Below are 25,214 nucleotides of genomic sequence, written 5' to 3'. Positions count from 1 at the left end.
AAAACAGTGCAGGGATCACAAATTTGTAGCAAAATACAGGAAATTTTAAAAAAGGTAGTAATGAATGACGGATTTCGAGTTTTTTGCCGATTATGACGGCTTAATTTTTGATATGGATGGCACTGTCATCGACACAATGCCAAGCCATAAAAAAGCGTGGGATAAAGTGGGCGAAACCTTAGGTTATCCTTTAAATGGCGAGATGATTTACCAATTGGGTGGCGCGCCAGTGAAAGTGATTGCTGAGCAAATGATGAAAAAAGCTGCAATGCCAATGGAATTGTTTGATGAAGTAATCCAATTAAAACGCCAATATGGAATTGAATTAATTATGCAGCATTCCACCTTGTTGCCAGCGGCGCAGGTGGTAAAGAAATTTGCTGGACAAAAACCTTTGGCGCTGGGAACAGGCTCGCACCGCAATGTGACCAATTTATTACTCGATAAATTTGATTTACACGCTTATTTTGATGCCGTGGTTACCGCAGAAGATGTGGCAAAGCACAAGCCAGAACCCGATACATTTTTGCGTTGCGCGGAATTAATCAAAGTGAATCCACAACGTTGCGTGGTGTTTGAAGATGCGGATCTTGGCGTGAAAGCAGGGCTTGCAGCAGGTATGGACGTGTTTGATGTGCGTATCAATCAGCTGATTAAGGGCAATTAAATGTTATCCAATAAGCAAAAAATGCTCGCAGGGCTGGCACATAAACCGAATGATCCGGAATTAGCGCAACTTCGCATTGAAAATAAAAAGCGCCTTTTTCAATACAATACGCAAATTTGCCCTTCTGAAACAGAAAAAAGAGCGGTGCTAATTCAGCAAATTTTAGGCAAATGCAAAAATGAACCCCATATTAACGCACCGTTTTTTTGCGATTACGGCTGTTTTATTGAAGTGGGCGAAAACTTTTTTGCCAACTATAATTGCACAATGTTGGATAACGGTGGCATCACCATCGGTGATAATGTGATGCTCGCGCCGAATGTGAGCCTTTATACCGTAGGCCACCCCCTTGATGCGGAATTACGCAGCCAAGATTGGGAACAGGCGCTGCCGATCACCATTGGCAATAATGTGTGGATTGGGGGAAATGCCATTATCTTAGGTGGCGTAACCATCGGCGATAACGTGGTGATTGGCGCCGGTTCAGTAGTGAGCAAAGATATTCCTGCTAATAGCCTTGTGGTGGGCAATCCTGCCAAAGTGATTCGCCAAATTACCGAGCAAGATAGGCTAAATTATATTAACAAATATATGGCAGACTATGCTTGATTGGCTGACTGATGGGCTATTGGGATCGCAAAATAGTCTATGGCTAATGTTTAGCAGCGCCTTTCTTAGTGCCACGGTATTGCCCGGCAATTCGGAAATTATTTTCCTTTTTCTCACCGCACCTTTTATTGGCGCGGTTTTCTCTATTGATCTTTTTGAATTGCTTGTTGCTGCCGTACTTGGTAATACATTAGGTGGAATGACCACTTATATGATTGGACGTTGGTTTCCCAAATTAGAACAAAAAAATCTGCAGCGCAGCTGGGCATTGAACAACATTCAGAGGTATGGCATTTGGACATTATTATTAAGCTGGCTGCCCATTGTGGGCGATGCCTTTTGCGCAATGGCAGGCTGGTTGCGTTTTAACTGGTTGAAATCATTATTATTAATAATGATTGGGAAATTGTTTCGTTATACGTTGTTATTATTAATTAGCCAAATTTAAGTAAAAAAATGCCACCTCGAAAGGTGGCGAATAACCTAAGGAACCAATTTTTATTAAACAACTGCAAGTTGCTATTTGTTGTGGAACGCTATACTAACATAAATTTAAGAAAATTTACAAAAAATTACAAAAAATAAATCAGGTTGTTCGCTTTTTGCACTTTGCTTATACTAGATTGGTGTGGAGCAAGGCGTTTTAGCTGATCAAGGAAAGAAAAAGCCACTCATAAAGAGTGGCAAAAATAACTTAAGGAATCAAATTTATTAAAACAACTGCAAGTTGCTATACTGTCAGACCGAATAATAACAGAAAAGTTCACGATAAGTTGAATTTTTTTTACAAAAATTTACATTTTATTCAGGAAAAGGAAAAATTATGCCATTACTCGATAGCTTTAAAGTGGATCATACCAAAATGAACGCGCCCGCAGTGCGTGTTGCCAAAACAATGCGTACCCCAAAAGGCGATGATATTACGATTTTCGATTTGCGTTTTTGTATCCCAAACAAAGAAATTCTGCCACCAAAGGGCATTCACACCTTAGAACACCTTTTCGCTGGCTTTATGCGCGATCACTTAAACAGCGAAAATGTAGAAATTATTGATATTTCACCAATGGGTTGCCGGACAGGATTTTATATGTCCCTCATTGGCACACCAAATGAACAACAAGTGGCGCAGGCGTGGCTCGCTTCAATGAAAGATATTTTACAAGTGCAAGATCAAAAAGAGATTCCCGAATTAAACGAATATCAATGCGGCACTTACACCGAACATTCCTTGCCCGAAGCCCATCAAATCGCGCAACACATTCTTGAACGCGGCGTAGGCGTAAACAAAAATGAAGATTTGCTACTCGATGAAAGTTTGTTAGCACAGTAAATTCTCACTGATAGAAGGAAAACACAATGACAACATTAGGGACTGCACTGACACCAAAAGCCACCAAAGTGATGATGTTAGGTTCTGGTGAGCTGGGTAAAGAAGTGGTAATTGAATTGCAACGCTTAGGTGTGGAAGTGATTGCGGTGGATCGTTATGAAAATGCGCCAGCGCAGCAAGTGGCGCACCGTGCTTATACCATTTCAATGCTTGATGGCGAGGCGTTGAAAGCCTTGGTTGAAAAAGAACAGCCTGATTATATCGTGCCAGAAGTAGAGGCGATTGCCACAGAAACTTTGGTGGAATTAGAGCAAGCGGGCTTTAATGTTGTTCCTACGGCGAAAGCCACACGCTTAACAATGAATCGCGAAGGTATTCGCCGTTTGGCGGCAGAAGAATTAGGGCTGCCTACTTCGCCTTATCAATTTGTGGATAATTTTGCAGATTTTCAAAGTGCGGTGGAAAAAATTGGCGTTCCTTGTGTGGTGAAGCCGATTATGTCTTCTTCAGGACACGGACAAAGTATCGTGAAATCGTTTGATCAGCTACAAGCCGCTTGGGATTATGCCCAACAAGGTGGGCGCGCGGGAGCTGGGCGTGTGATTGTGGAAGGTTTTGTCAAATTTGATTATGAAATCACCTTGCTTACTGTTCGCCATATTGGTGGCACTTCATTCCTTGCGCCGATTGGTCATCGTCAAGAAAATGGCGATTATCGTGAATCTTGGCAGCCACAAGCAATGCCAGCGGCGGCATTAGCCAAAGCGCAGCAAATTGCGGAGAAAATTACTACCGCACTTGGCGGACGTGGGATTTTTGGCGTAGAAATGTTTGTGGCGGGGGACGATGTTATTTTTAATGAAGTTTCACCGCGTCCGCACGATACAGGAATGGTTACCCTTATCTCGCAAGAGCTGTCTGAGTTTGCCTTGCACGCTCGTGCGATTTTAGGTTTGCCCATTCCACAAATTAATCTTATTAGCCCAGCGGCATCTAAAGCCATTGTGGTTGAAGGGCATTCCAGCCAAGTACAATTTGCGGGTTTAGAAAAAGTGTTGGCTGAACCCAATACGGATATTCGTTTATTTGGTAAGGGGGAAGTTCAAGGCCATCGACGAATGGGGGTGGTGCTAGCTCGCGATGAAAGTGTGGAAAAAGCCTTGAAAAAAGTGCAATGTGCTTACAATGAACTAGAAATTATTTTATAACGAGTAGGCGAACAGGGTTCGCCTTTCTTACCTATTTAAGAATAAAGTGCGGTGGAGAATGCGTGTGGGTTTTAGAGCACGCAGAATTGTTCCGAAGCAGAAATGAAGCAATGGCAAAAAATGCGTAAACAATTAACGCCTATGCAACCCGAAACCCTACCATTGCCACATAGCCTAAAATGCCGTAAAAAATCACCGCACTTAGGATAAGCAAGGCTTTGCCTTGTTGGGCATTGCGTTGATGAATGAGGTAAAGTATTCTTGCGCTAATGCCTAAAATAAAAGGATAAACCCAGAAAAAAATCGACATCAACGTAGTTTGCAAATCAGTTAAACTGGGGTTTTTCAGTAAATTTGGCGAGATAAGTAGTGCCAAGGGCCAAAGCAAAATAGGCAGGCAAAAAATAGCGAGCGCCCAAGTGAAAGGGCTAAAGCCAGTGGGCATTTTTTGTTTGTTCATATCAATCATTTATTCAATTTTTCAGGAGAAAAGAATATAACAAATGAAGCGTCTATTTGGTAGTGAAATCAGTAATTTTGCTTTTTACTTTCGTGATTACATTGCACAGAAATATCAAGTCCCACTTGAAGTTAGAGAGGAGCAAACAAAATATGGCATTATGCTTGCGGTGTATGTGGCAGAAGATTGCCCATTATTAAGCCAAATAGAGCAAGAACGCGATGAATTTCTGCGCCGTCCTTTTGATGCGATGTATCAACAAGCCAGCTGGGAAACGGGCAAACTTGAACAAGTTGATGAAGACAAAGTGCGGTGGAAATTTCCTCAGTTTTCCCAGTGGAAACAACAAAAATTTACTGTTTTTTTAACCGCACTTTGTCTGATTATTTATCTTTTTCAGCTACTTGGTTTTAACCAAGATATTTTGCTAGCTACCCATTATCCAGAGAGCCATGCGGAACAATCCGAACTTTGGCGCTATTTCACGCATAGCCTTGTTCACCTTTCCCCTTGGCACATTACTTTTAATTTAGTGTGGTGGTGGATTTTTGCTGGGAAAATTGAACAGAAATTTGGCACAGCAATGCTGGTGCTATTGTATCTGCTTTCTGCGTTTATTAGTGGTTTTGCGCAAAATATGGCATCAGGGCCTGCATTTTTTGGCTTATCTGGTGTGGTGTATGCGGTGCTAGGTTATGTTCTGGTATTGGATAAATTTAGTCGTCAGCACCCCTTTCATTTACCGCAAGGCTTTTTTACAATGCTTCTTGTTGGTATCGCCTTTGGTTTTGTTAGCCCCTTGATTGGCGTTTCTATGGGAAACACCGCGCACATCACGGGCTTATTAACGGGCGTTGTATTAGCTGGGGTAAAAATCTTGTTTGCCAAGCCACAAAAAACAATTTAAAAATAAACACAACATCAGGAAGAAGCAATGAAACAATCCCTTCGTCATAAAAAGATCATTTCGCTAGTGAAACAAAATGGTTATTTAAGCACGGAAGATTTAGTTAGCCTGCTTGGGGTCAGTCCACAGACCATTCGCCGTGATTTGAATGAACTGGCAGAAAATAATTTAATCAGCCGTCATCATGGTGGCGCGGCTTCCCCTTCCACATCAGAAAATTCTGATTATGTGGAACGTAAGCACTTCTTTTCAACAGAAAAAAGACGCATTGCCGAAGAAGTAGCGAAAATTATTCCCAATGGTTCATCGTTATTTATGGACATTGGCACAACCCCAGAAGCGGTGGCGAATGCCTTGTTAAATCACAAAAATTTACGTATTGTGACCAACAACCTGAACGCTGCTTATATTCTGATGCAAAATAAAAGTTTTGACATCACTATGGCGGGTGGATCGCTACGTCAAGATGGCGGCATTATTGGTGAAGCCACAGTGGCATTTATCAAACAATTCCGCTTAGATTTTGGTATTCTCGGCATTAGCGCCATTGATAGCGATGGCACATTGTTGGACTATGATTATCACGAAGTGCAAGTAAAACGTGCGATTATGGAAAGCTCGCGCAGCACTATTTTGGCAACGGATCATTCCAAGTTTAACCGCCGCGCAATGGTATGTTTGGGATCACTCACCGAGCTGAGCCATTTGTTTACCGATACCCCACCGTCAGAGAGCATTATTCAGCTGTTAGAAGCAAGTAATACGTTAGTGCATATTTGTGAATAAAAAATTGGGCAATTTGCCCAATTTTTTATAATAGGTGCGAAGATTAAATCGCCTTCGCCAACAACGTGATTGGATGCAGGCAGGTTAGGCTGGTGGACATATCAATTTGCCATTTGCAGGTTTCGCACTCTGAAATCACAAAATCAAATTGGCCTTCTTCAATATGCTCAAACAAGGTTTTGCCAATGGCTTGAGAAACTTCATAGTTTTCAGCTTTAAAGCCGTAAGTGCCAGCAATACCGCAGCATTGGCTTGGTAGCATTACCACCTCTAAATCAGGAATCAGTTTCAGTAGCGAAAGCGTATAAGGCGCCCAACCTGCTTTATCAACGTGGCAGGCGGTGTGATACGCCACTTTTAACGCCATTGATTTAAACTGCGGTGAATTTTGGCGTTGGAATAGCTGATATAAATATTTGGTTACAATATTGATATGCGGACGCACTTTGGCGTTATCCATACCTAAAATATGATGATATTCATCACGCAAATTCATTGTACAGCTAGAAGAGGTGCCAATTACATCAAGCTCTTGATTAATAATGGTATTTTCTAGCTGAGCAAGGTTGAATTCGGCAAGTTGTCTAGCACGTTTTGGAAATCCGTTCACGCTTAATGGCAAGCCGCAACATTTTTCTTTTTCTAGCAACATTACGCCAATATCTAAGGCGTTGAAAACCTTGATTAAATCTTTACCGAGTTGTGGATTATTATAATTCACATAACAACCGTGATAGTACGCCACTTTGTCTTTGTAATAACGCTGACGCTCAAGGGCATTATTTTTATACCATTGACGGAATGAGCCGAAGGAATATTTCGGCAGGCTGCGATGCTGGCTGACTTGTAAGGTTTTTTCCAGTAGGAATTTTGTGGCTTTCAAGCCGGTAATGGTGTTTACCACTGGGGCAAAAGGCGTGTTGAGTTTGCCCATAATATCGGTGTTACTTAGCACCGCATCACGTAATTTATGAATCAGCGATTTTTTCTGCTCTTTCAAATGGTTATTACGCGCGCGAACGATCAAATCTCCAATTTTTACATCAGAAGGGCAAGCCACTTCACAGCGTTTGCAGTTGGTGCAATATTTCAGTGCTTCATCATAAAAGGCGGCACTTTTTAGGCGAAAACGTTCCCCATCTGGGCCAGCTTGTTTTGGGCCGGGGTAGAGTGGGTTTTGTTTTGATACAGGGCAAACCGCCGTGCAAGCCGTACATTTTATGCAGCTCTCAAAACTGTTATCCACATATTGGTGGCTAGGTGGCAAGGTAGCGTTTTGTTTTGCGTTTTCAATTAATTGTTGAATGTTCATTATTTGCCCCCTGCAAGAATCTGTTCTGCTACGGTGAGTGCGGTAACCACTGCTACGCCCGAGCTACAACCGAGTTCTAAATTATTGTAACCGCCAATCACTGAGCCGATAGCGTATAAATTCGCTAAAATCTCACCGCACTTTTGCACTTGGCATTTTTCATTAATTTTTACCCCCGCACTTTGATAAGGTTGCGGAGCGGAAAAGCGATCTCTTGTCCAAGAAAGTCGGTTGCCATTGTCAAAATCGCCGTTGCCGATAATATCGAGATCAAAAATAGGCTCGAGAACCCGCTCAAATTCCGCCACAATCCCCGAGCTAAAATAATGCCCCGAAGCCAGCACAAAATGCTCAGCATAAAGTGCATCATCTTGATGTAATTGCGTGTAAAGGGCTTTCACTTGGTGATCCTCAATATTCGCCCGCAACGCTTTGTCGCCATTGAGCATTACACCGCCCAACTTTTCAAAATGATCTCGCAGGGCTTTTCGCTGACGCATTCCCAGTAAAGAAGGCGGTAGTGTTGGTAGTTCAAATAAATTTAGCCCTGTCGCCTGTTTGAGGCTGTTGAAGAAATGATTGTCGCTCATTCCAAAACAGGCGGGTAAAAACACCGCACTTGCGTTTCCTGCGGCTTGTTGGATCTCTCGCACCAAATCGCCGAACGCCAGTTTATGCTCCAGTACTTGGGAAATATTGACGCTACGAAATTCCCGTGCGTTGTTGCGAAGTTGGTCTAATTGTGGAATGTGCAAATAGCCAATACTCACATCACAATGGGCAAATTGCGGATTTTGTTTTAAGTTATCCGCTAATAATTGTGGTTGGAAATCGTGATAGCCTTCAATGCCTAGCAGCGCAATGCGTTTATGGGGAAATTCCGTTTGTGATAACGGCAAAGTTGGCACGCTGTTGGCAGATAACCAAGTACGGCGCAAGCCACCCAGTGGGGTAACACGGAAATGATTTTCTTTATGTGAGCCAATCAGATCCAAATTGAGCGATTGGGCTAATTGCTCAAAGCGTTCGGCCTTGGCGAGTACCTGTTCTTTGCCTAATAATGTATAAGGGTGATGCGGCAGCAGCTTAGCAAAGTGCGAGTAAATTTCGGCGAAATTTTCCACCGCACTTCCGTTTGGTAGCTGACTAAGTAAATCTAACGAGCCAGAGGAAAAATCCATTGCCGCTTGCCCATTATTGACAATGGCGCACTGTTTGCCTTGTTGTTGCAGCGCAATGGCGCAGGTTAAGCCTGCTAAGCCACCGCCGATAATAATTACATCAAATTTCATTGCTATCTGTCCCCTGTGTGGCTTGTTCATCAAGCGGTTTAACATCATTTAAACCAAGTAAACTGTAATAAATCCAGCTGGTAAATTCTGCTTCGCGCACCGCCTCTCCCCACGCAATAGGCTGAATGCCGCGCCAACGTTCTTCCATAAAAGAAGCCAGTTGAGTAGTGGATTGGCGTGGTGTGGCAACATTAAAACGTGCCATTAAGCCTGCTGCACGACAGGCGCAAAGTTCCGCTTGGCAGGTTCCCATTCCTACACGGGTACGGCGGCGTAAATCTACCAAATTATTCACCTTGAGTTCATCAACGGCATAACGAATTTCCCCTGCGCTCACCGCTTCACATTCACAAACCAAGGAACGATCTAAGCGTTCTTGATCGAGCAATTTGGTGGCGCGCTGGCCGTGGCGATATACCGTAGAAATTTTAATCGGTGTTGGCAGTGAAATAATTTGTTTGTAGGTTTCTTCTTGTGTTACGCCTGAACCGGGTAAAGGTTGGCTCGCGGTGGTGCAAGTGGCGGATTTATTGAGTTTTTTGCACACCAAATCTGTTGCCCATTCCGCCATTAGGCGATAGGTCATTAATTTGCCACCTGTAATGGTTACGAAACCTTCCAAGCCATCACGCTCAGCGTGATCGAGCAACACAATGCCACGGCTCACATTTCGCCCTGAGGGATCATCATCAGTAGCAACCAGTGGGCGTACCCCTGCATAAGCACGCAGCACGCGGGTATGACGTAGGGAAGGGGCGAGTTTTTCCCCTTCACGGAATAAAATATCCACTTCTTCAGGCGTTACCACCATATTATCAATTTGCTCATAAGGAATACGGCTCGAGGTTGTGCCGATCACACAAATGGTATCCCCCGGCACGAGAATATCCGCATCGGCAGGCTTGCGACAGCGGTTAATCACCAAATTATTAATGCGATGCCCCATAATTAACAGCGCCCCTTTGGCTGGGAACATTCGGATTTTAAGATCCGCATATTCGGCAATGCCTTGCCCCCAAATTCCGCCAGCATTCACCACAACAGGAGCAAAAAACAAACGTTCTACTTTATTTTTATGATCGTAAACTTTTGTTCCAATCACACGATCACCCTCGCGGATTAGCCCTTTTACTTCGCAATAGGTAAAAATTTTCGCCCCATTTTCACTTGCATCAAGCATATTTGCCGCGGTTAAGCGAAACGGATCGATAGCACCGTCAGGCACAACCACCGCCCCGACTAAATCGGGATTAACCGACGGTTCTAAACGGCGAGCAAGATCAGGCTCAACTGCCACCGCTTCAATACCTGCCTTATCACAAGCGGTGAGAAAGGTTTTTTGATACGCCAAATCATCTTCGGGTAAGGTGATGAACAGCCCTTTGGTATCTTCAATACAATGACGAGCGATATTTTTTAAAATGAGATTTTCTTGAATACATTCGCGCGCAGATTCTTCATCATTCACCGCATAACGGGCGCCACTGTGCAACAGTCCGTGATTACGCCCCGTTGCCCCTGTGGCAATATCGCGGCGTTCTAATAACACGCAATCAATACCGCGTAATGCACAATCTCGTGCAATACCTGCCCCCGTTGCTCCGCCGCCAATGATGATTACGTCTGTATTAATAGGCGAAAAGTCCTGTGCATTTTGATAAAAGTGCGGTGATTTTTTCATCGCTTTTCCCCCACGTCAAATTTGTAAATAAAAAGATAAGATTAATAGCTCTATCATACGATAAATGTTCGTTTTAGAAAATAAAATGAGCGAATTTGTATTAAATTATGTGAGGTAGATCACTATTTATCCGTCATTGAAAAGTTTTTGTTATTTTTTTGTGATAAACATCACATCTTAAACTTTATCTGCTTTTCGTTTTTTATTTTCTCGCTATGATATGTTGGAAATGTTCGTAAAAGAACGTCTTTCATCTATAAAAAATAACAACTTGGAGAATTTCTATGTTTGGACCGTTTAAACCAGCTCCCCATATTGCGGAGCTGCCAAAAGAGAAAATTGATTCCACTTATAAACGCTTACGTTGGCAAGTGTTTGCAGGGATCTTCTTTGGTTACGCCGCGTATTATTTCGTGCGTGCCAATTTCGATTTAGCACAAAAAGGGTTAATTGAAGCAGGGCTTTATAACAAAGCTGAACTGGGTATTATCGGGACTGGGGCAGGTTTAGCTTATGGTTTGTCAAAATTCTTTATGGCAACCATTTCTGACCGCTCAAATCCGAAAGTTTTCTTACCTTGTGGTTTGTTGCTTTCAGGTTTATGTATGACCCTAATGGGCTTAATGCCTTGGGCGACATCAGGCATTTTAGTGATGTTTGTGATGATCTTCCTTAATGGTTGGTTCCAAGGTATGGGGTGGCCGCCGTGCGGACGTACAATGGTACACTGGTGGTCGAAAAATGAACGCGGAACAATCGTCTCTATCTGGAATACCGCGCACAATCTAGGGGGAATGGTGCCGGGCGCAATGGTGCTATTAGCCAGTGCGATTTATTTCAGTGAGCACGGCGTGCAAGCCACTGCAAAAGATGTATGGCAACAAGCACTTTACTATCCGGGTATTGCGGCAATGATTGCGGCCATTCCAGTATTCTTAGTAATGAAAGATACGCCTCAATCTTGTGGTTTACCTGCCATTGAAAAATGGCGTAATGATTACCCAGATGATTACAACGAAAAAACCTACGAAAACGATCTCAGCACCAAAGATATTTTCGTTACTTATGTATTGAAAAACAAATTGTTATGGTACATCGCCATTGCTAACGTGTTCGTTTATCTCATTCGTTATGGCGTATTAAAATGGTCGCCAGTGTATTTGGGCGAAGTAAAACACTTCAATATCAAAGGTACGGCGTGGGCATACACCATTTATGAATTAGCGGCGATTCCGGGAACGCTTATCTGTGGTTGGGTATCGGATCACCTATTTAAAGGCAAACGTGGTTTAACGGGTTTCATCTTTATGATCTTAACCACCATTGCGGTAGTAGCATTATGGTTAAACCCAGCAACACCAGAATCTGAACTTGCGCAATATGCAGGCAAAGCGTGGTATCAAAATCCGTATCAATTAACTGACTTTATCTTAATGACCACTATCGGTTTCTTAATTTATGGTCCAGTAATGTTAATTGGTTTACACGCTCTTGAACTTGCACCGAAAAAAGCGGCAGGTACAGCTGCAGGTTTCACAGGCTTATTTGGTTATCTCGGTGGTACCGTTTCCGCTTCAGCCGTTGTAGGTTGGGCTGCGGAATACTACGGTTGGGACGGTGGTTTCTATGTAATGATCACCGGCGGCATCTTAGCTGTATTATTACTCTTAATCGTAACCATTCAAGAAGCAAAACATAAAGCTACATTAAGCGATCACTACGGTAAATAGTGAATAATCAGAAAGGAAGTGCAGCAATGCCCTTCCTTTTTTATTGATAAAAATTCGGTGAAAAAGCACCGCACTTTACTAAAAGGAGTTTTTATGACATTCAAATTAAAAAAATTAGCCCAAGTTGTTGCCTTATCCACCTTGGCATTTACTTGTGTGCAATCAGCAAATGCAATGCCGACAATGAACAATAATGAAAAACTTGTTATCGCTCACCGCGGAGCAAGTGGCTATTTGCCTGAGCATACACTAGAAAGTAAAGCCCTTGCCTTTGGACAAAAAGCGGATTATTTAGAACAAGATTTAGCGATGACGAAAGACGATCATTTAATCGTGATCCACGATCATTTTTTAGACGGGCTGACTGACGTGGCGAAAAAATTCCCCGATCGTAAACGCTCAGATGGACGTTATTATGTGGTGGATTTCACCCTTGCGGAGATCCAATCGCTTAATATGACCGAAAATTTCAAAGTGGTAGATGGTAAACAGGTACAGGTTTACCCTGATCGATTCCCAATGTGGAAATCCCATTTCAAAATTCACACCTTTGAAGATGAAATCGAATTTATCCAAGGACTAGAAAAATCCACAGGCAAAAAAATCGGCATTTACCCCGAAATCAAAGCCCCTTGGCTACATCATAAAGAAGGGAAAGATATTGCCAAAGCGACCTTGGAAGTGCTGAAAAAATATGGTTATACGCAAAAATCCGATCGCGTTTATTTGCAAACCTTTGACTTTAATGAACTTAAACGCATCAAAACTGAGCTAATGCCGAGTCTAGGAATGGATCTCAAATTAGTCCAGCTTATCGCCTACACCGATTGGCACGAAACGGAAGAAAAAAATCCGCAAGGCGAATGGGTAAACTATGATTATGGTTGGATGTTCAAAGATGGCGCAATGGCAGAAGTAGCAAAATATGCAGACGGCGTAGGGCCAGGTTGGTATATGTTGATAGATAAAGATCAATCCACAAAAGACAAAGTGGTTTACACCCCACTTGTGCAAGAATTGAAAAAATACAATATGGAACTACACCCTTACACCGTACGCAAAGATGCCTTACCTGCATTTTTTACTAACGTAAACCAAATGTACGATGCCTTATTAAACCAAGCTGGCGCAACAGGTATTTTCACCGATTTCCCGGATACTGCGGTGGAGTTTTTGGGGAAAGATAAATAGAAAGAATTTTTATAGAAAAGTAAAACTTTAACTGTTACTGAAAAACAAAAAACTTGGCAATTATGCCAAGTTTTTATTTTTAAAGTGCGGTCATTTTTTACGAATTTTTCGCTAACTTCGACCAGTTGTAATAGCCGTATAATGAGTTAAGCAAATAAGCCCCGAACATTAAATACATTGCTGGAGTGTCAGCCCAGAGAATGATAGAAAGGATATTGATGATAATCCATAAGATCCACTGTTCGCTATAACGCAAAATCATCAATAATTGTGCTGCAATAACCAGAACGGTGGTGACGCCATCTAAGCCGATAGAATTGCCGTCAGTTGTTTTTAAAATGCTGATAAAGGCAATAGAACCCAGTACCACAAGGCTGATTAGGGTGACCCAACCTTTTACAGTCAAGAATTTAGCGATTACCGTTTCGCTTTGTTCTGCGCTGTTACGCATATTTTCTTTCCATAAGAAATAACCGATAAATTGCGCAGGAATATAAACATAAAGGGTCGTGGTCATTTCGCCATAAAATTTGTTGTCTAACGACACATAGAAATAGCTATAAGCAAAAATCAAACCGAAGAAATAGTTACTGATTTTTCCTTTGCCCACAAACACTACGCATAAGATACCTGAAATCCCTGCGAGCGCTTCTAACCAAGACACAGGCGATTGTGCATAGGCGTAAAGCTGTGCAGCAATAAATAAGAAAAGCCAGACAACTTCAAAAGGTTTCCAGCCGCCAAAAAATTCATTTTTAAGAGTTTGAGAAAAACGCATAGCATTATCCTTAATAAGTGAAATAAAAACCTTGCGATTTTTGCACCGCACTTTTTAAAAGTCAAGGATAGGCTACATTTTTCTTTTTATTCTGTGATTGATGTTGTGTTTTTGTTGTATATATTTTCATTTCTTTTTCACTGTAAGATCGTTAAAATAGCCGCCCTTTTTCGTAATAAAATCTTCGCTAAATGGCTTGTTATAAGCATACGTCATTTAGCTATAACAATAATAAGAGTAAATTTTATGTCCTTTATAGTTGGTCAGCGTTGGATTAGTGAAAGTGAAAATGATCTTGGCTTGGGCGTGGTTGCGGAAGTCAATCACCGTACGGTTACGCTAAATTTTCCTGCCGCCGAAGAAATTCGTATTTATGCCTTAGATAATGCCCCGTTAGTGCGTGTGGTTTTTCAAGTGGGTGATGAAATTCGTCATAAAGAGGGCTGGCAGGGCAAGGTGCTTGAAGTGTTAGATCATAACGGGCTGGCATTCTATTTGGTGCAAAAAGAAGATGGGCAAGAAACCCTATTGCAAGAAGCCGATCTCAGTGCGCAAATTGCCTTTAGTAAGCCGCAGGAGCGTTTATTCGCGGGGCAGATTGATCGCGCAAGCCAATTCGTGTTGCGTTATCGTGCCTTGCAACAACGCCAAGCGCAGTATCAATCACCATTGCGTGGCTTACGCGGTATTCGCGGTGGGTTAATTCCCCACCAATTGCATATTGCCAAAGAAGTGGGGCAACGCATTGCGCCGCGAGTGTTGTTAGCTGACGAAGTGGGGCTGGGCAAAACCATTGAAGCAGGAATGATCTTGCAGCAACAATTGTTTGCCGAAAAGGTCGATCGCGTGCTTATTATCGTGCCAGAAACCTTGCAACATCAATGGCTTGTGGAAATGCTACGCCGTTTTAATTTGCATTTTTCCTTGTTTGATGAAGAACGTTGTGCGGATTTTGATGGGCTTGATGGGGGCGTGGCAGCCAATCCGTTTAAAACAGAATCCTTAATTATTTACGCCCTAGATTGGCTGGTGCAAAAGCCTAAACGCGCAGAACAACTGATGAATGCGGAATTTGATTTATTGATTGTTGATGAAGCGCATCATCTTGAATGGTCGGAACACGCGCCAAGTTTGGCTTATCAAATTGTCGAGCAGTTGGCGAGCCATATTCCAGCCGTGTTATTGCTGACGGCAACCCCTGAACAATTAGGGCAAGAAAGCCATTTCGCGCGTTTGAAATTGCTCGATCCCGATCGCTTTTATGATTACAGCGCTTTTGTGCAAGAACAGCAGCATTATCAACCAGTGGCTGAAGCCGTGAATGGATTGCTAAGCGAGCAGCCATTAAGCACGCAAGAAGAAAAACATTTAGCGGAATTGCTGTCTGATCAAGATATTAACGAATTATTAGCGGATCTTCATCATAGCGAGAAAAAAGTTCAAGCGCGTGAAACCTTAGTGGAAAACTTGCTCGATCGCCACGGCACCAGTCGTGTGTTATTTCGTAATACCCGCCAAGGCGTGAAAGGCTTCCCGCTGCGTCATTATCACGAAATCACCTTGCCAATGCCAAAGCAATATCGCAATGCGATTGGCGTGCTGAAAATGCTTGGCGAAGTGAAAACCAGCGATTTATTTTACCCCGAGCAGATCTTCCAAAAAATGAACCCTGATGCCGCCTGGTGGGATTTTGATCCGCGTGTGGAATGGCTGATTGATTTCTTACAATCTCACCGCGAAGAAAAAGTGTTGGTGATTTGTCATCAAGCCAAAACCGCCATTCAGCTAGAGAAAGCCTTACGCGAAAAAGAAGCCATTCGCAGCGCCGTGTTCCATCAAAATATGTCCATTGTGGAACGGGATAAAGCCGCGGCTTACTTTGCTCAACAGGAAGAGGGCGCGCAGGTGTTGCTTACGTCCAGCATTGGTTCAGAAGGGCGAAATTTCCAGTTTGCCCATCATTTGGTGCTGTTTAATTTGCCAGATAATCCTGATTTATTGGAACAGTGCATTGGACGCTTAGATCGCATTGGGCAAACGCAAGACATTGAAATTTACGCCCCTTGTTTTGCGGATAGTCCGCAAGTTCTGTTGGCAAAATGGTATCATCAAGGGCTAAACGCATTTGAAGAAACCAGTCCGATGGGGGCAACCTTGTTTGAAAAGTGCGGTACAAAATTGCAAGATTTTTTACAGCATAATGAACAGAATGCGGCGTTTGATGAATTTGTCGCTCAGACCCGAACCGAGCGTGATGCCTTAAAAGTGCAGCTTGATCAAGGCAGAGATCGCCTATTAGAAATTAATTCTAACGGTGGCGAACAAGCCCAAGCCTTGGCACAAGCCATTGGCGAGCAAGATGGTTCAAGCGAGTTAATTAATTTCACCTTGAATTTGTTCGATATTATTGGCGTGGAGCAAGAAGATCTCGGCGAAAAGAGCATTGTCATTCACCCCACAGGCACAATGCTGGTGCCAGATTTCCCGGGCTTAAAAGAAGAAGGCTTAACGGTAACCTTTGATCGCAATTTAGCCGTGGCGCGCGAAGACGTTGAGTTTTTCACTTGGGATCACCCGATGATCCGCAACGGCATTGATTTGATTACTGATGGCGAGATTGGCAAAACTGCCGTATCATTGCTAATCAATAATGAATTGCCTGTGGGATCGCTGTGGTTGGAACTCATTTACATTGTGGAAGCCCAAGCGCCACGCGGTTTGCAGCTTACTCGTTTCTTACCCCCAACGCCAGTGCGCTTATTAATTGACGGCAAAGGTCATAATTTGGCAGATAAAGTGGGCTTTGAACTGCTACAAAAACAGCTTAAACCGATGGCAAAACAAATGGCGAGCAAGGTAATCAAAATGTTGCGCGCCAATATTGAACAATTATTAAAAGCAGGTGAACGTCAAATTGGCGAACAAGCGCAAAGATTAATTCAGCACGCAGAGCAGCAAGCTGCGCAGCGTTTGGACAGTGAATTAACCCGCTTGCAGGCGTTAAAACAAGTGAATAAAACCATTCGCCAAGATGAAATTGACGCACTCAGTGCCGAGCGTGAGCAAATTTTACAACATTTGCACAAAGCCACTTGGCGCTTGGATAGCCTGCGTGTGATTATCAGCAATAAGAGTAAATAATGGCATTAATTGACTACAATCCCCCACGCGAGCCTTGGTTAGATGTGATTTATCACGACAACCATATTTTATTGGTAAATAAGCCGAGCGGTTTGCTTTCCGTGCCGGGTAACCAACCGCAATATTACGACAGCGCAATGTCGCGCGTAAAAGAAAGATATGGCTTTTGCGAGCCGGCGCACCGTCTTGATATGGCAACCAGTGGGATTTTGCTGTTTGCAATGAGCAAGCTGGCGGATAAAGAACTCAAACGCCAGTTTCGCGAGCGTGAGCCGAAGAAATCTTATCAAGCGCTCGTTTGGGGGCATTTAGCGCAAGATAGCGGCACGGTGAATTTGCCACTAATTTGCGATTGGGAAAATCGTCCTAGACAGAAAATTTGTTTTGAACTGGGCAAAAGTGCGGTAACAAATTTTGAAATTTTAGAACGCCTACCGAATAACAGCACAAGGGTAAAGCTCACCCCAATTACAGGGCGTTCGCACCAATTAAGGCTACATATGCTTGCCCTTGGCCACCCTATTTTAGGCGATAAGTTTTATGCTCACCCACAAGCGAAAGCGATGTCGCCACGTTTGTGTTTGCACGCACAATCCTTACAAATTCGCCACCCTTTAACGGGGGAAATAATGAATTTCACGGCAGATGTGCCGTTTTAATTCGTTCTAACCAATCACAGAAATAATGCGGAGAATTGGTGATTTAATGCTACAATTCTCCCCGATTCATTTTTACCAAATAGTAGAGAAATTATGTCCCGTCAAAAGAAAACACGCCGTATTACGGATATTATGCCAACACGCAAGGCGGATAAACCCGCGCAAAGCGCCCCAACTGGGCGTGGGCGTAAATTGACACGTTATGAATTAGATGCCAAAGCGCGTGAAGAAAAAAGAAAGAAAAAACACAAAGGTCTCGTGGCTGGCTCTCGCCATAGTCGCCAAGAAGAAAATAAAGCTCTTGAGCAAGATGCCAAGTTAGATCCCCGCGTAGGCAGTCGCAAAAAAATTCCATTAGTGGTGGAGTTTGTCAATAAGCCTGAAAAAGGAATGACCATTCCGCCCGTGGAAGTTACAAAACCGAAAGCCCTTGATCCTATGGTGGAACTTGAACAGCTTGAAAACAACGAATGTTTAAATGATTTGTTGGATCAGCTTGAAGCAGGCAAAACCTTAAATGCCAAAGATCAAGCCTTTGTGGACGAATGCCTTGATCGCATCGCTCAATTAATGGACGAGCTTGGTATTAAAGATGAAGAAGAAAACGCGGAAGATTTATACCGCACTTTTGAAGCCATTGATATTAATCAGTTTAAATAATTTATGTGGATTTATCTTTTACTTGCCCTCGGGCTTTTGATTATTGTGGGAATGGCCGCTTATGCGGTGAAATTATTGCGTGCGTTGAAAAGCCAAAAGCAAGCGTTAGAAAATGCACGCTTGGCGCGTGTAAAACGCCTAAAAGAGAGTATTGAGATTATCGCGCGGGCAATGCAAAATGGCGATTGCAATTTGTCTGAAGGGGCTATTCGATTAAAAATGTTGCTCGATCCCTTAGGCTTAAAAATCACCACTTATCCTGCGCTGGCTGAGCTTTATGATGTGGTGAAAGAAATGCCAACGCATCAAGCGCGCAAGGAATTAAAAAAGAACGAGCGTATGCGTTTAGATCTCACTCGTGAAAGCGCCGAAGCCGATCTTGAAAGCAAAATTTTGTTGGAATTAAATCAATTATTGTTGGATATTGAAAATTTTTAGGGGGAAATTAATGTCTGGAACTATGTGGGATTCCGCGTTAATTCAAAAATATAACTATTCTGGGCCGCGTTACACCTCTTACCCAACGGCGTTAGAATTTAACGAAAATTATACTGAACAAGATTTCCAAGCGGCGGCAGCGCGTTACCCGGACCGTCCGCTTTCTCTTTATGTGCATATCCCGTTTTGCCATAAATTGTGCTATTTCTGCGCCTGTAACAAAATTATTACGCGTCATCAGCACAAAGCAGATATTTATCTTGATTATTTGGAAAAAGAAATCAAAAATCGCGCCGCACTTTTCCGCAATCGCAAGGTAACCCAAGTGCATTGGGGCGGCGGCACACCGACCTATCTCACCGAGCAACAATCCAGCCGTTTAATGGCAATGTTGCGTGAGCATTTTCATTTTGCCGATAACGCCGAAATTAGTATCGAAATGGATCCGCGTAAAATTGAGCTGGAAACCCTTGATCATCTGCGGAAAATCGGCTTTAACCGTATTAGTATGGGCGTGCAGGATTTCAATAAAGCGGTGCAAAAAGCGGTAAACCGTGAGCAAGATGAAGACTTCATTCAAGCCTTGCTAGAACGCGCACGCGCTTTAGGGTTTCAATCCACCAATTTGGATTTGATTTATGGGTTGCCATTGCAGAATGTGGAAAGCTTTATGTTCACCCTGCAAAAAGTGATTGAATTAAACCCTGATCGTTTGAGCGTGTTTAACTATGCCCATTTGCCAAGCCGTTTTGCGGGGCAAGCTAAGATTAAAGAGGATCAGCTGCCTGCACCTGAAACCAAGCTCACCATTTTGCAAAAAACCATTGAAACCTTAGAGGGGGCAGGCTACCGCTTTATTGGAATGGATCACTTTGCGAAACCTGATGATGAACTTGCGATAGCACAACAAAATGGCGTGCTACACCGCAATTTCCAAGGCTACACCACCCAAGAAGAATGCGATTTGCTTGGTCTTGGCGTGTCTGCCATTAGCCTGTTAGGGGATACTTACGCACAAAATCAAAAAGAGCTAAAACATTATTACGCAGATATTGAGCAAAAAGGCACCGCACTTCATAAAGGCTTTGTAATGAGCCAAGAAGATTGCTTGCGCCGTGATGTTATCAAACAGCTAATTTGCAACTTCAAACTGGATTACGCCCCATTTGAACAGCAATATGGCATTGATTTCAAAAACCATTTTGCGGAAGATTTAGAATTGCTCGCGCCCCTTGCCGCAGATGGCTTAATTGAAATCGGCGAAAAAGGATTACAGGTTTCCCCTGTTGGGCATTTGCTGATTCGCAATATTTGCTTATGTTTTGACACCTACTCAAGACAACAAGCCAGACGCCAACAGTTCTCGAGAATTATTTAATCTCAAATAATCCGCTCAAAAGATTGTTTTGGGCGGATCAAGGGTGGGCTTGAAAGTATCGTGCTAGTCAAAGAAATTCTGCATATTTAACTTTTTTATAACATATTCCTTTAAGTTATTTGTAAATCCTTTTGTTTCTTTTACAATGCCTAGCACTTAATGAAATCTATTCAAAGGAGAATATTATGTTGAAAAAATTAGCATTTTTTTCCACCGCACTTTTCGCTATCACTACTGCAAGCCAAGCCGTTGCAGCGGAAAGTTTGATTGAACGTATTAACAATAAAGGGACGATCACGGTAGGGACAGAAGGCACTTATGCGCCGTTCACTTACCACGATGCAAGCGGAAAATTAACTGGCTATGATGTGGAAGTTACCCGCGCTGTGGCAGAAAAATTGGGCGTAACCGTAGAATTTAAAGAAACCCAATGGGACGCAATGCTCGCTGGCTTAAAAGGCGGTCGTTTCGATTTAGTAGTAAACCAAGTGGCATTGACCACCCCTGAACGCCAAGCCACTTTTGATAAATCTGAGCCTTATAGCTGGTCGGGCGCAATGTTGCTTGCTCGCCAAGATGAAGATCGTCTTCACAAAGTAGAAGATGTGAAAGGCTTAAAAGCAGCACAAACCCTCAGCTCAAACTATGGTGAGCTTGCAGTGAAATACGGTGCAGAAATTGTGCCGATTGATGGAATGGCACAAGGCTTATTGCTAATTCAACAAAAACGTGCTGATGTAACCTTTAATGATTCTTTAGCCTTATTGGATTATTTGAAGAAAAACCCAAATTCAGGCTTAAAACCATTTTGGGAATCCGCAGACAAAGTGGGGGCGGGCTTCGTTGTAAATAAAGGCAACGAGGAAGCACTGGCGAAAATTAGTGCAGCCATTGAAGAACTTCGTAATGACGGCACATTGAAAAAACTTGGTGAACAATTCTTCGGTAAAGATATCAGTGTTAAATAATTTCTTAGCTTCCTTACCCTTTATGACCGATGCTCGTGCTGAGCTGGTGATAAATGGTTTTCTCCCAATGGTTAAAGCAGCGGTATTGGTTTCAATACCGCTTGCTGTTGTTTCTTTCTTTTTTGGAATGATTATCGCGGTGGGCGTGGCGTTATTACGCGTTACCCCTGTCAATGGCTGGTTGCACCGTATTTTGTTGGCGATTGCGAAAGTCTATATTTCGATTATTCGCGGTACGCCAATGTTGGTGCAAATTTCTGTGGTATTTTACGGCTTGCCAGCGCTGGGCGTGTTTATCGATCCCATTCCTGCGGCGATTATTGGCTTCTCCCTAAATGTGGGGGCTTACGGTTCAGAAACCGTGCGTGCAGCCATTCAATCTGTGCCGAAAGGACAATGGGAAGCAGGTTACACCATTGGTATGACCTATATGCAAACCTTCCGCCGCATTATTGCTCCGCAAGCTTTCCGTGTTGCTGTTCCGCCGCTGAGCAATAGCTTTATCGGCTTGTTTAAAGATACCTCTTTGGCTTCTGTGGTAACCGTAACTGAAATGTTCCGCGTGGCGCAACAAATCGCCAATTCATCTTACGATTTCTTGCCTGTGTATATTGAAGCAGGTTTGGTGTATTGGTGTTTCTGCTTTGTGCTGTTTATCATTCAAGCGCGGGTAGAAAAACGTTTAGATCGCTATGTGGCACGATAGGGGAAGGCAATGATCAAAGTACGCAATATTCATAAAACCTTTGGGGATAATCCAGTTTTAAAAGGGATTGATCTGGATATTCACAAAGGCGAAGTGGTGGTGATTCTAGGCCCGTCTGGTTCGGGCAAAACCACGTTTTTACGCTGTTTGAACGCCTTAGAATTACCCGAAAAAGGCACGATTGATTTTGCTGAAAAAGATCCGCTGTATGTGGATTTTGCCAGCCCTGATATTCAGAAAAAAATCCTGCCATTGCGCCGTAAATCAGGAATGGTGTTCCAACAATACAACCTATTTCCGCACAAAACTGCGTTGGAAAATATTATGGAAGGCCCTGTGCAAGTGCAAAAGCGCGATGCGAAAATTGTGCGTCAAGAAGCGGAAGCATTGCTTGCGAAAGTGGGCTTGTTAGATAAGAAAGATCTTTACTCTTACCAACTTTCAGGCGGCCAGCAACAGCGTGTCGGCATTGCTCGCGCCCTTGCCATTCAGCCTGAACTCATGCTATTTGATGAACCCACTTCCGCGCTTGATCCTGAATTAGTGCAAGATGTATTAAACACCATGAAGGAACTCGCCAACGAAGGCTGGACAATGGTGGTGGTGACTCACGAAATCAAATTTGCGCTAGATGTGGCAGATATGGTGGTGGTAATGGACGGTGGGGTGATTGTGGAACAAGGCTCACCGCAAGAATTGTTCGCTCACCCTAAACACGAACGAACCAAAGCCTTTTTACATCGCTTGAAATCAGAATGATGAGGGAGTCACTGTACAACTAAGGTGCGGTGAAAAGTTTTATCGAATAAAGCCGATGAGCAATCATCGGCTTTTTCTTCGCTATTTCTAGAGAGAAAAATGTCGCAAAAAAACACCGCACTTTATTTATTAAGTGCGGTGTAATTTTATTCAGAATCTGAAATTATCAGCCCATACCGTATTTTTTTAATTTTTTGCGTAATGTGCCACGGTTAATGCCAAGCATTGTTGCTGCACGAGTTTGATTACCACGCGTATATTGCATAATCATATCAAGCATAGGGTGTTCAACTTCCGATAAAACTAATTCATAAAGATCGTCAACATCTTGACCATCTAATTGTGCTAAATAATTTCTAATTGCTTGTTTCACAGAATCACGAAGTGGTTTGTTTGTTACTTGAGATTGTGAATTTAATACTGAAACAGTCAGAGCTTCAGCTGGATTACGTTGTTGTTCTAACATTGTTGTCTTTATCCAATAAAATCAAATTAAAAAATTCTTCCAATGCCGTTATTTGCGCTTTTGCATTGGTAATGGCATTAAAAGTCTGTCTAAAACTGGAATTAGGTTGAATTCCCTGTAAATACCAAGCAACGTGCTTGCGTGCAATGCGATACCCTTTTTCTTCGCCATAAAATTGATGAAGTTCTTGAATATGTCGCAAAATAACACCGCACTTTTCTTTTAAACTTGGCGTTAAAGTTGTTGAGCCGTTTTCCACTAGCCCTGCCACAGATTGAAAAATCCACGGCTGGCCTAGCGCACCACGCCCAATCATTATTGCATCAGCACCAGTGTAATCAAGCACCGCTTGGGCTTTTTGTGCCGATGTAATATCGCCATTGGCAATCACTGGAATAGAAACCTGTTGTTTCACCGCTTTAATGTTGTCGTACTCGGCTTCGCCCTCAAATAAACATTCACGAGTTCGCCCGTGAATGGTGAGCGCTTGCACACCTGCTTGTTCGGCAATTTTAGCGATTTCCACGCAGTTTCGATTTTGTCGATCCCAGCCTGTTCTAATTTTTAGTGTTACAGGCACATCCACAGCACGCACCACCGCTTCAAGAATTTGTTGCACTAAATCGGGATATTGCAAAAGGGCAGAACCTGCCAATTTACGATTTACCTTCTTTGCAGGACAGCCCATATTGATGTCAATAATTTCTGCCCCATAGCCCACATTTACTTGCGCAGCTTGTGCCATTTCCTGCGGATCAGATCCAGCAATTTGCACAGCGTTAATGCCTACATCTTGATGATAAGCAAGACGTTGTTTCGATTTTTCTGTATGCCATACGCGCGGATTGCTCGCCATCATTTCTGAAAAGGTCAATCCTGCCCCATAGTTCGCACAAAGGCGTCTAAAAGGTTGGTCGGTAATCCCTGCCATTGGCGCGAGCAAAATACGGTTTTTTAATTGATAATCACCAATTCGCACTGCGCTACCCCTAACAAGTTACTACCTTTTAACACACAATCTATCGCCAGCCACAACGGGCAAGGCGTGCTATAATACGCACTTTTCACCCATTTGAAAAGCATATTTTTTGAACAAAATCTATTTTTTTCGCTTTCTTTGACTTTTATTCAAAATAATCCATTTTCCACATAAAAAAATGCCCCGCGCTCTTGACAAGTGCGGGGGAATTTTCGCTTATTTTGCCACACCTGTAATACGACACCACTCTTCGCGGATTGCCACAGGATCTAGGGAAAATTGCTCTTGATAGGCTTCGCAGACAGATTGAGCTTGGCTTTCCAAAATGCCTGATAACCCGAGTTTACCTTGCGTTTTTACGAGCTGGCTGATGGTTGGTGCGAGTTCTTTTAATGGCCCTGCTAAGATATTGGCCACCACTACATCGGCTTGCAGATCTTGCGCTGCATCTTTGGCTAAAAAGAGTTGTAGGCGGTCGCTCACGCCATTTTGTTCTGCGTTGTTGCGGCTGGCTAAAATGGCTTGCGGATCAATATCAATGCCGATGGCACTTTTTGCCCCTAATTTCAACGCAGCGATCGCTAAAATTCCTGAGCCACAGCCAAAATCGATGACCGTTTTGCCATTCAAATCTAGGCTATCGAGCCATTCTAAACACAATGCGGTGGTAGGGTGCGTACCAGTTCCAAAAGCCAAACCGGGATCGAGCATCACGTTCACTGCATTTTCATCAGGCACTTCACGCCAGCTTGGGCAAATCCATAAGCGTTTGCCAAACTGCATTGGATGGAAATTATCCATCCATTCACGTTCCCAATCTTTATCTTCAATTTGTTCAATTTTATAAGCGGTTTCTTCGCTTAAATGCCCCGCATTTTTCAGCAAACTGACAATCTGTTGCATATCTGTTTCAGCATCAAATAAGGCGATAACATCGGTATTGCCCCACAGACGAGTTTCCCCAGGGAGCGGTTCAAAAATCGGGGTGTCTTGGCTATCCATAAAGGTTACCGAAACCGAGCCGATTTCTTCTAAATAATCACTGATCGTTTCCGCTTGTTGATTAGTACTATTAATGCGGATTTGAACCCAAGCCATAATTTTTCCTT

General features: G+C 43.0%; 25 protein-coding genes. 17 read left to right on the top strand and 8 right to left on the bottom strand.

The window, feature by feature from the left end; genetic code table 11:
* The first annotated feature begins 64 nt into the window (after positions 1–64).
* The 5 genes from ACLS0A_RS02440 to purT all read left to right on the top strand — a co-directional run bounded on the left by ACLS0A_RS02440 (position 65) and on the right by purT (position 3,814).
* Positions 65–667 (top strand): beta-phosphoglucomutase family hydrolase, encoded by a 603-nt coding sequence (locus ACLS0A_RS02440; RefSeq protein ID WP_416082264.1) that lies wholly within the window; start codon positions 65–67, stop codon positions 665–667.
* A complete protein-coding gene (locus ACLS0A_RS02435) occupies positions 668–1,276 on the top strand; it encodes a sugar O-acetyltransferase (RefSeq protein ID WP_265755212.1) in 609 nt (202 codons plus the stop codon).
* Entirely contained in the window at positions 1,269–1,724 is a 456-nt protein-coding gene (locus tag ACLS0A_RS02430) for a YqaA family protein (protein WP_103855834.1), read from the top strand. The genes ACLS0A_RS02435 and ACLS0A_RS02430 overlap by 8 nt, the downstream gene beginning before the upstream one ends.
* 375 nt (positions 1,725–2,099) lie before the next feature.
* On the top strand, positions 2,100–2,606 hold the full coding sequence (gene luxS, locus ACLS0A_RS02425) for an S-ribosylhomocysteine lyase (RefSeq protein ID WP_103854243.1): 507 nt from the start codon (positions 2,100–2,102) through the stop codon (positions 2,604–2,606).
* Between the two features lie 26 nt (positions 2,607–2,632).
* Positions 2,633–3,814: a formate-dependent phosphoribosylglycinamide formyltransferase gene (purT, locus tag ACLS0A_RS02420; RefSeq protein ID WP_416082263.1), complete on the top strand. Its 1,182-nt coding sequence runs from the start codon at positions 2,633–2,635 to the stop codon at positions 3,812–3,814.
* Positions 3,815–3,953: 139 nt separating this feature from the next.
* Here the strand turns inward: purT and ACLS0A_RS02415 are convergent, their stop codons facing one another.
* Positions 3,954–4,274 carry a DUF5389 domain-containing protein gene (locus tag ACLS0A_RS02415; protein WP_416082262.1) on the bottom strand — a complete coding sequence of 107 codons (321 nt, stop codon included), beginning with the start codon at positions 4,272–4,274 and terminating at the stop codon, positions 3,954–3,956.
* A 43-nt stretch (positions 4,275–4,317) separates the two neighbouring features.
* Here ACLS0A_RS02415 and ACLS0A_RS02410 point away from each other — a divergent pair, with 43 nt between their 5' ends.
* Both ACLS0A_RS02410 and ACLS0A_RS02405 read left to right on the top strand, forming a co-directional pair.
* The gene (locus tag ACLS0A_RS02410) at positions 4,318–5,181 is read left to right on the top strand and encodes a rhomboid family intramembrane serine protease (RefSeq protein ID WP_416082261.1); all 864 of its coding nucleotides are present in this window, start codon (positions 4,318–4,320) and stop codon (positions 5,179–5,181) included.
* A 27-nt stretch (positions 5,182–5,208) separates the two neighbouring features.
* A complete protein-coding gene (locus ACLS0A_RS02405; RefSeq protein WP_103854240.1) occupies positions 5,209–5,967 on the top strand; it encodes a DeoR/GlpR family transcriptional regulator in 759 nt (252 codons plus the stop codon).
* A gap of 43 nt (positions 5,968–6,010) precedes the next feature.
* On the opposite strand, the gene glpC is transcribed toward ACLS0A_RS02405, so the two are convergent.
* The 3 genes from glpC to glpA are packed head-to-tail and all read right to left on the bottom strand — an operon-like array spanning position 6,011 to position 10,252.
* Positions 6,011–7,279 carry an anaerobic glycerol-3-phosphate dehydrogenase subunit GlpC gene (glpC, locus tag ACLS0A_RS02400; protein ID WP_416082260.1) on the bottom strand — a complete coding sequence of 423 codons (1,269 nt, stop codon included), beginning with the start codon at positions 7,277–7,279 and terminating at the stop codon, positions 6,011–6,013.
* On the bottom strand, positions 7,279–8,571 hold the full coding sequence (gene glpB / locus ACLS0A_RS02395; RefSeq protein WP_416082259.1) for a glycerol-3-phosphate dehydrogenase subunit GlpB: 1,293 nt from the start codon (positions 8,569–8,571) through the stop codon (positions 7,279–7,281). The genes glpC and glpB overlap by 1 nt, the downstream gene beginning before the upstream one ends.
* A complete protein-coding gene (glpA, locus tag ACLS0A_RS02390; RefSeq protein ID WP_416082258.1) occupies positions 8,561–10,252 on the bottom strand; it encodes an anaerobic glycerol-3-phosphate dehydrogenase subunit A in 1,692 nt (563 codons plus the stop codon). Before glpA ends, glpB begins: the two co-directional genes overlap by 11 nt.
* Before the next feature lie 284 nt (positions 10,253–10,536).
* Here glpA and glpT point away from each other — a divergent pair, with 284 nt between their 5' ends.
* Both glpT and glpQ read left to right on the top strand, forming a co-directional pair.
* Entirely contained in the window at positions 10,537–11,982 is a 1,446-nt protein-coding gene (gene glpT, locus ACLS0A_RS02385) for a glycerol-3-phosphate transporter (RefSeq protein WP_416082257.1), read from the top strand.
* A 93-nt stretch (positions 11,983–12,075) separates the two neighbouring features.
* A complete protein-coding gene (glpQ, locus tag ACLS0A_RS02380; protein WP_416082256.1) occupies positions 12,076–13,173 on the top strand; it encodes a glycerophosphodiester phosphodiesterase in 1,098 nt (365 codons plus the stop codon).
* A 97-nt stretch (positions 13,174–13,270) separates the two neighbouring features.
* On the opposite strand, the gene pnuC is transcribed toward glpQ, so the two are convergent.
* On the bottom strand, positions 13,271–13,951 hold the full coding sequence (gene pnuC, locus ACLS0A_RS02375; protein WP_115248800.1) for a nicotinamide riboside transporter PnuC: 681 nt from the start codon (positions 13,949–13,951) through the stop codon (positions 13,271–13,273).
* Positions 13,952–14,197: 246 nt separating this feature from the next.
* Here pnuC and rapA point away from each other — a divergent pair, with 246 nt between their 5' ends.
* The 8 genes from rapA (at position 14,198) to ACLS0A_RS02335 (ending at position 22,660) form a co-directional block, all read left to right on the top strand.
* Positions 14,198–17,092, top strand: coding sequence for an RNA polymerase-associated protein RapA (gene rapA, locus ACLS0A_RS02370; protein WP_416082255.1), 2,895 nt, complete (start codon positions 14,198–14,200; stop codon positions 17,090–17,092).
* Positions 17,092–17,751: a bifunctional tRNA pseudouridine(32) synthase/23S rRNA pseudouridine(746) synthase RluA gene (gene rluA, locus ACLS0A_RS02365; RefSeq protein ID WP_416082254.1), complete on the top strand. Its 660-nt coding sequence runs from the start codon at positions 17,092–17,094 to the stop codon at positions 17,749–17,751. The genes rapA and rluA overlap by 1 nt, the downstream gene beginning before the upstream one ends.
* A gap of 93 nt (positions 17,752–17,844) precedes the next feature.
* Entirely contained in the window at positions 17,845–18,411 is a 567-nt protein-coding gene (gene yihI, locus ACLS0A_RS02360) for a Der GTPase-activating protein YihI (RefSeq protein WP_416082253.1), read from the top strand.
* A gap of 3 nt (positions 18,412–18,414) precedes the next feature.
* On the top strand, positions 18,415–18,849 hold the full coding sequence (locus ACLS0A_RS02355; RefSeq protein WP_416082252.1) for a DUF2489 domain-containing protein: 435 nt from the start codon (positions 18,415–18,417) through the stop codon (positions 18,847–18,849).
* 10 nt (positions 18,850–18,859) lie between these two features.
* Positions 18,860–20,227 carry an oxygen-independent coproporphyrinogen III oxidase gene (gene hemN / locus ACLS0A_RS02350; protein ID WP_416082251.1) on the top strand — a complete coding sequence of 456 codons (1,368 nt, stop codon included), beginning with the start codon at positions 18,860–18,862 and terminating at the stop codon, positions 20,225–20,227.
* Between the two features lie 185 nt (positions 20,228–20,412).
* Positions 20,413–21,195 carry an amino acid ABC transporter substrate-binding protein gene (locus ACLS0A_RS02345; protein ID WP_416082250.1) on the top strand — a complete coding sequence of 261 codons (783 nt, stop codon included), beginning with the start codon at positions 20,413–20,415 and terminating at the stop codon, positions 21,193–21,195.
* Positions 21,196–21,217: 22 nt separating this feature from the next.
* Positions 21,218–21,901, top strand: coding sequence for an amino acid ABC transporter permease (locus ACLS0A_RS02340; RefSeq protein WP_228516272.1), 684 nt, complete (start codon positions 21,218–21,220; stop codon positions 21,899–21,901).
* Positions 21,902–21,910: 9 nt separating this feature from the next.
* Complete coding sequence (locus ACLS0A_RS02335; protein WP_416082249.1) at positions 21,911–22,660, top strand: amino acid ABC transporter ATP-binding protein; 750 nt, start codon at positions 21,911–21,913, stop codon at positions 22,658–22,660.
* 166 nt (positions 22,661–22,826) lie between these two features.
* On the opposite strand, the gene fis is transcribed toward ACLS0A_RS02335, so the two are convergent.
* The 3 genes from fis to prmA all read right to left on the bottom strand — a co-directional run bounded on the left by fis (position 22,827) and on the right by prmA (position 25,203).
* Positions 22,827–23,126 carry a DNA-binding transcriptional regulator Fis gene (fis, locus tag ACLS0A_RS02330; protein ID WP_103855173.1) on the bottom strand — a complete coding sequence of 100 codons (300 nt, stop codon included), beginning with the start codon at positions 23,124–23,126 and terminating at the stop codon, positions 22,827–22,829.
* Positions 23,107–24,105 carry a tRNA dihydrouridine synthase DusB gene (dusB, locus tag ACLS0A_RS02325; protein WP_115248649.1) on the bottom strand — a complete coding sequence of 333 codons (999 nt, stop codon included), beginning with the start codon at positions 24,103–24,105 and terminating at the stop codon, positions 23,107–23,109. The genes fis and dusB overlap by 20 nt, the downstream gene beginning before the upstream one ends.
* Before the next feature lie 216 nt (positions 24,106–24,321).
* A complete protein-coding gene (gene prmA, locus ACLS0A_RS02320; protein WP_416082248.1) occupies positions 24,322–25,203 on the bottom strand; it encodes a 50S ribosomal protein L11 methyltransferase in 882 nt (293 codons plus the stop codon).
* Positions 25,204–25,214 lie beyond the last annotated feature (11 nt).

The organism is Avibacterium volantium, from assembly GCF_049366555.1.
Classification (GTDB): domain Bacteria; phylum Pseudomonadota; class Gammaproteobacteria; order Enterobacterales; family Pasteurellaceae; genus Avibacterium; species Avibacterium volantium_A.
The sequence above is the reverse complement of the archived record's forward strand: the minus strand, read 5'-3'. Positions and strand labels throughout refer to the sequence as shown.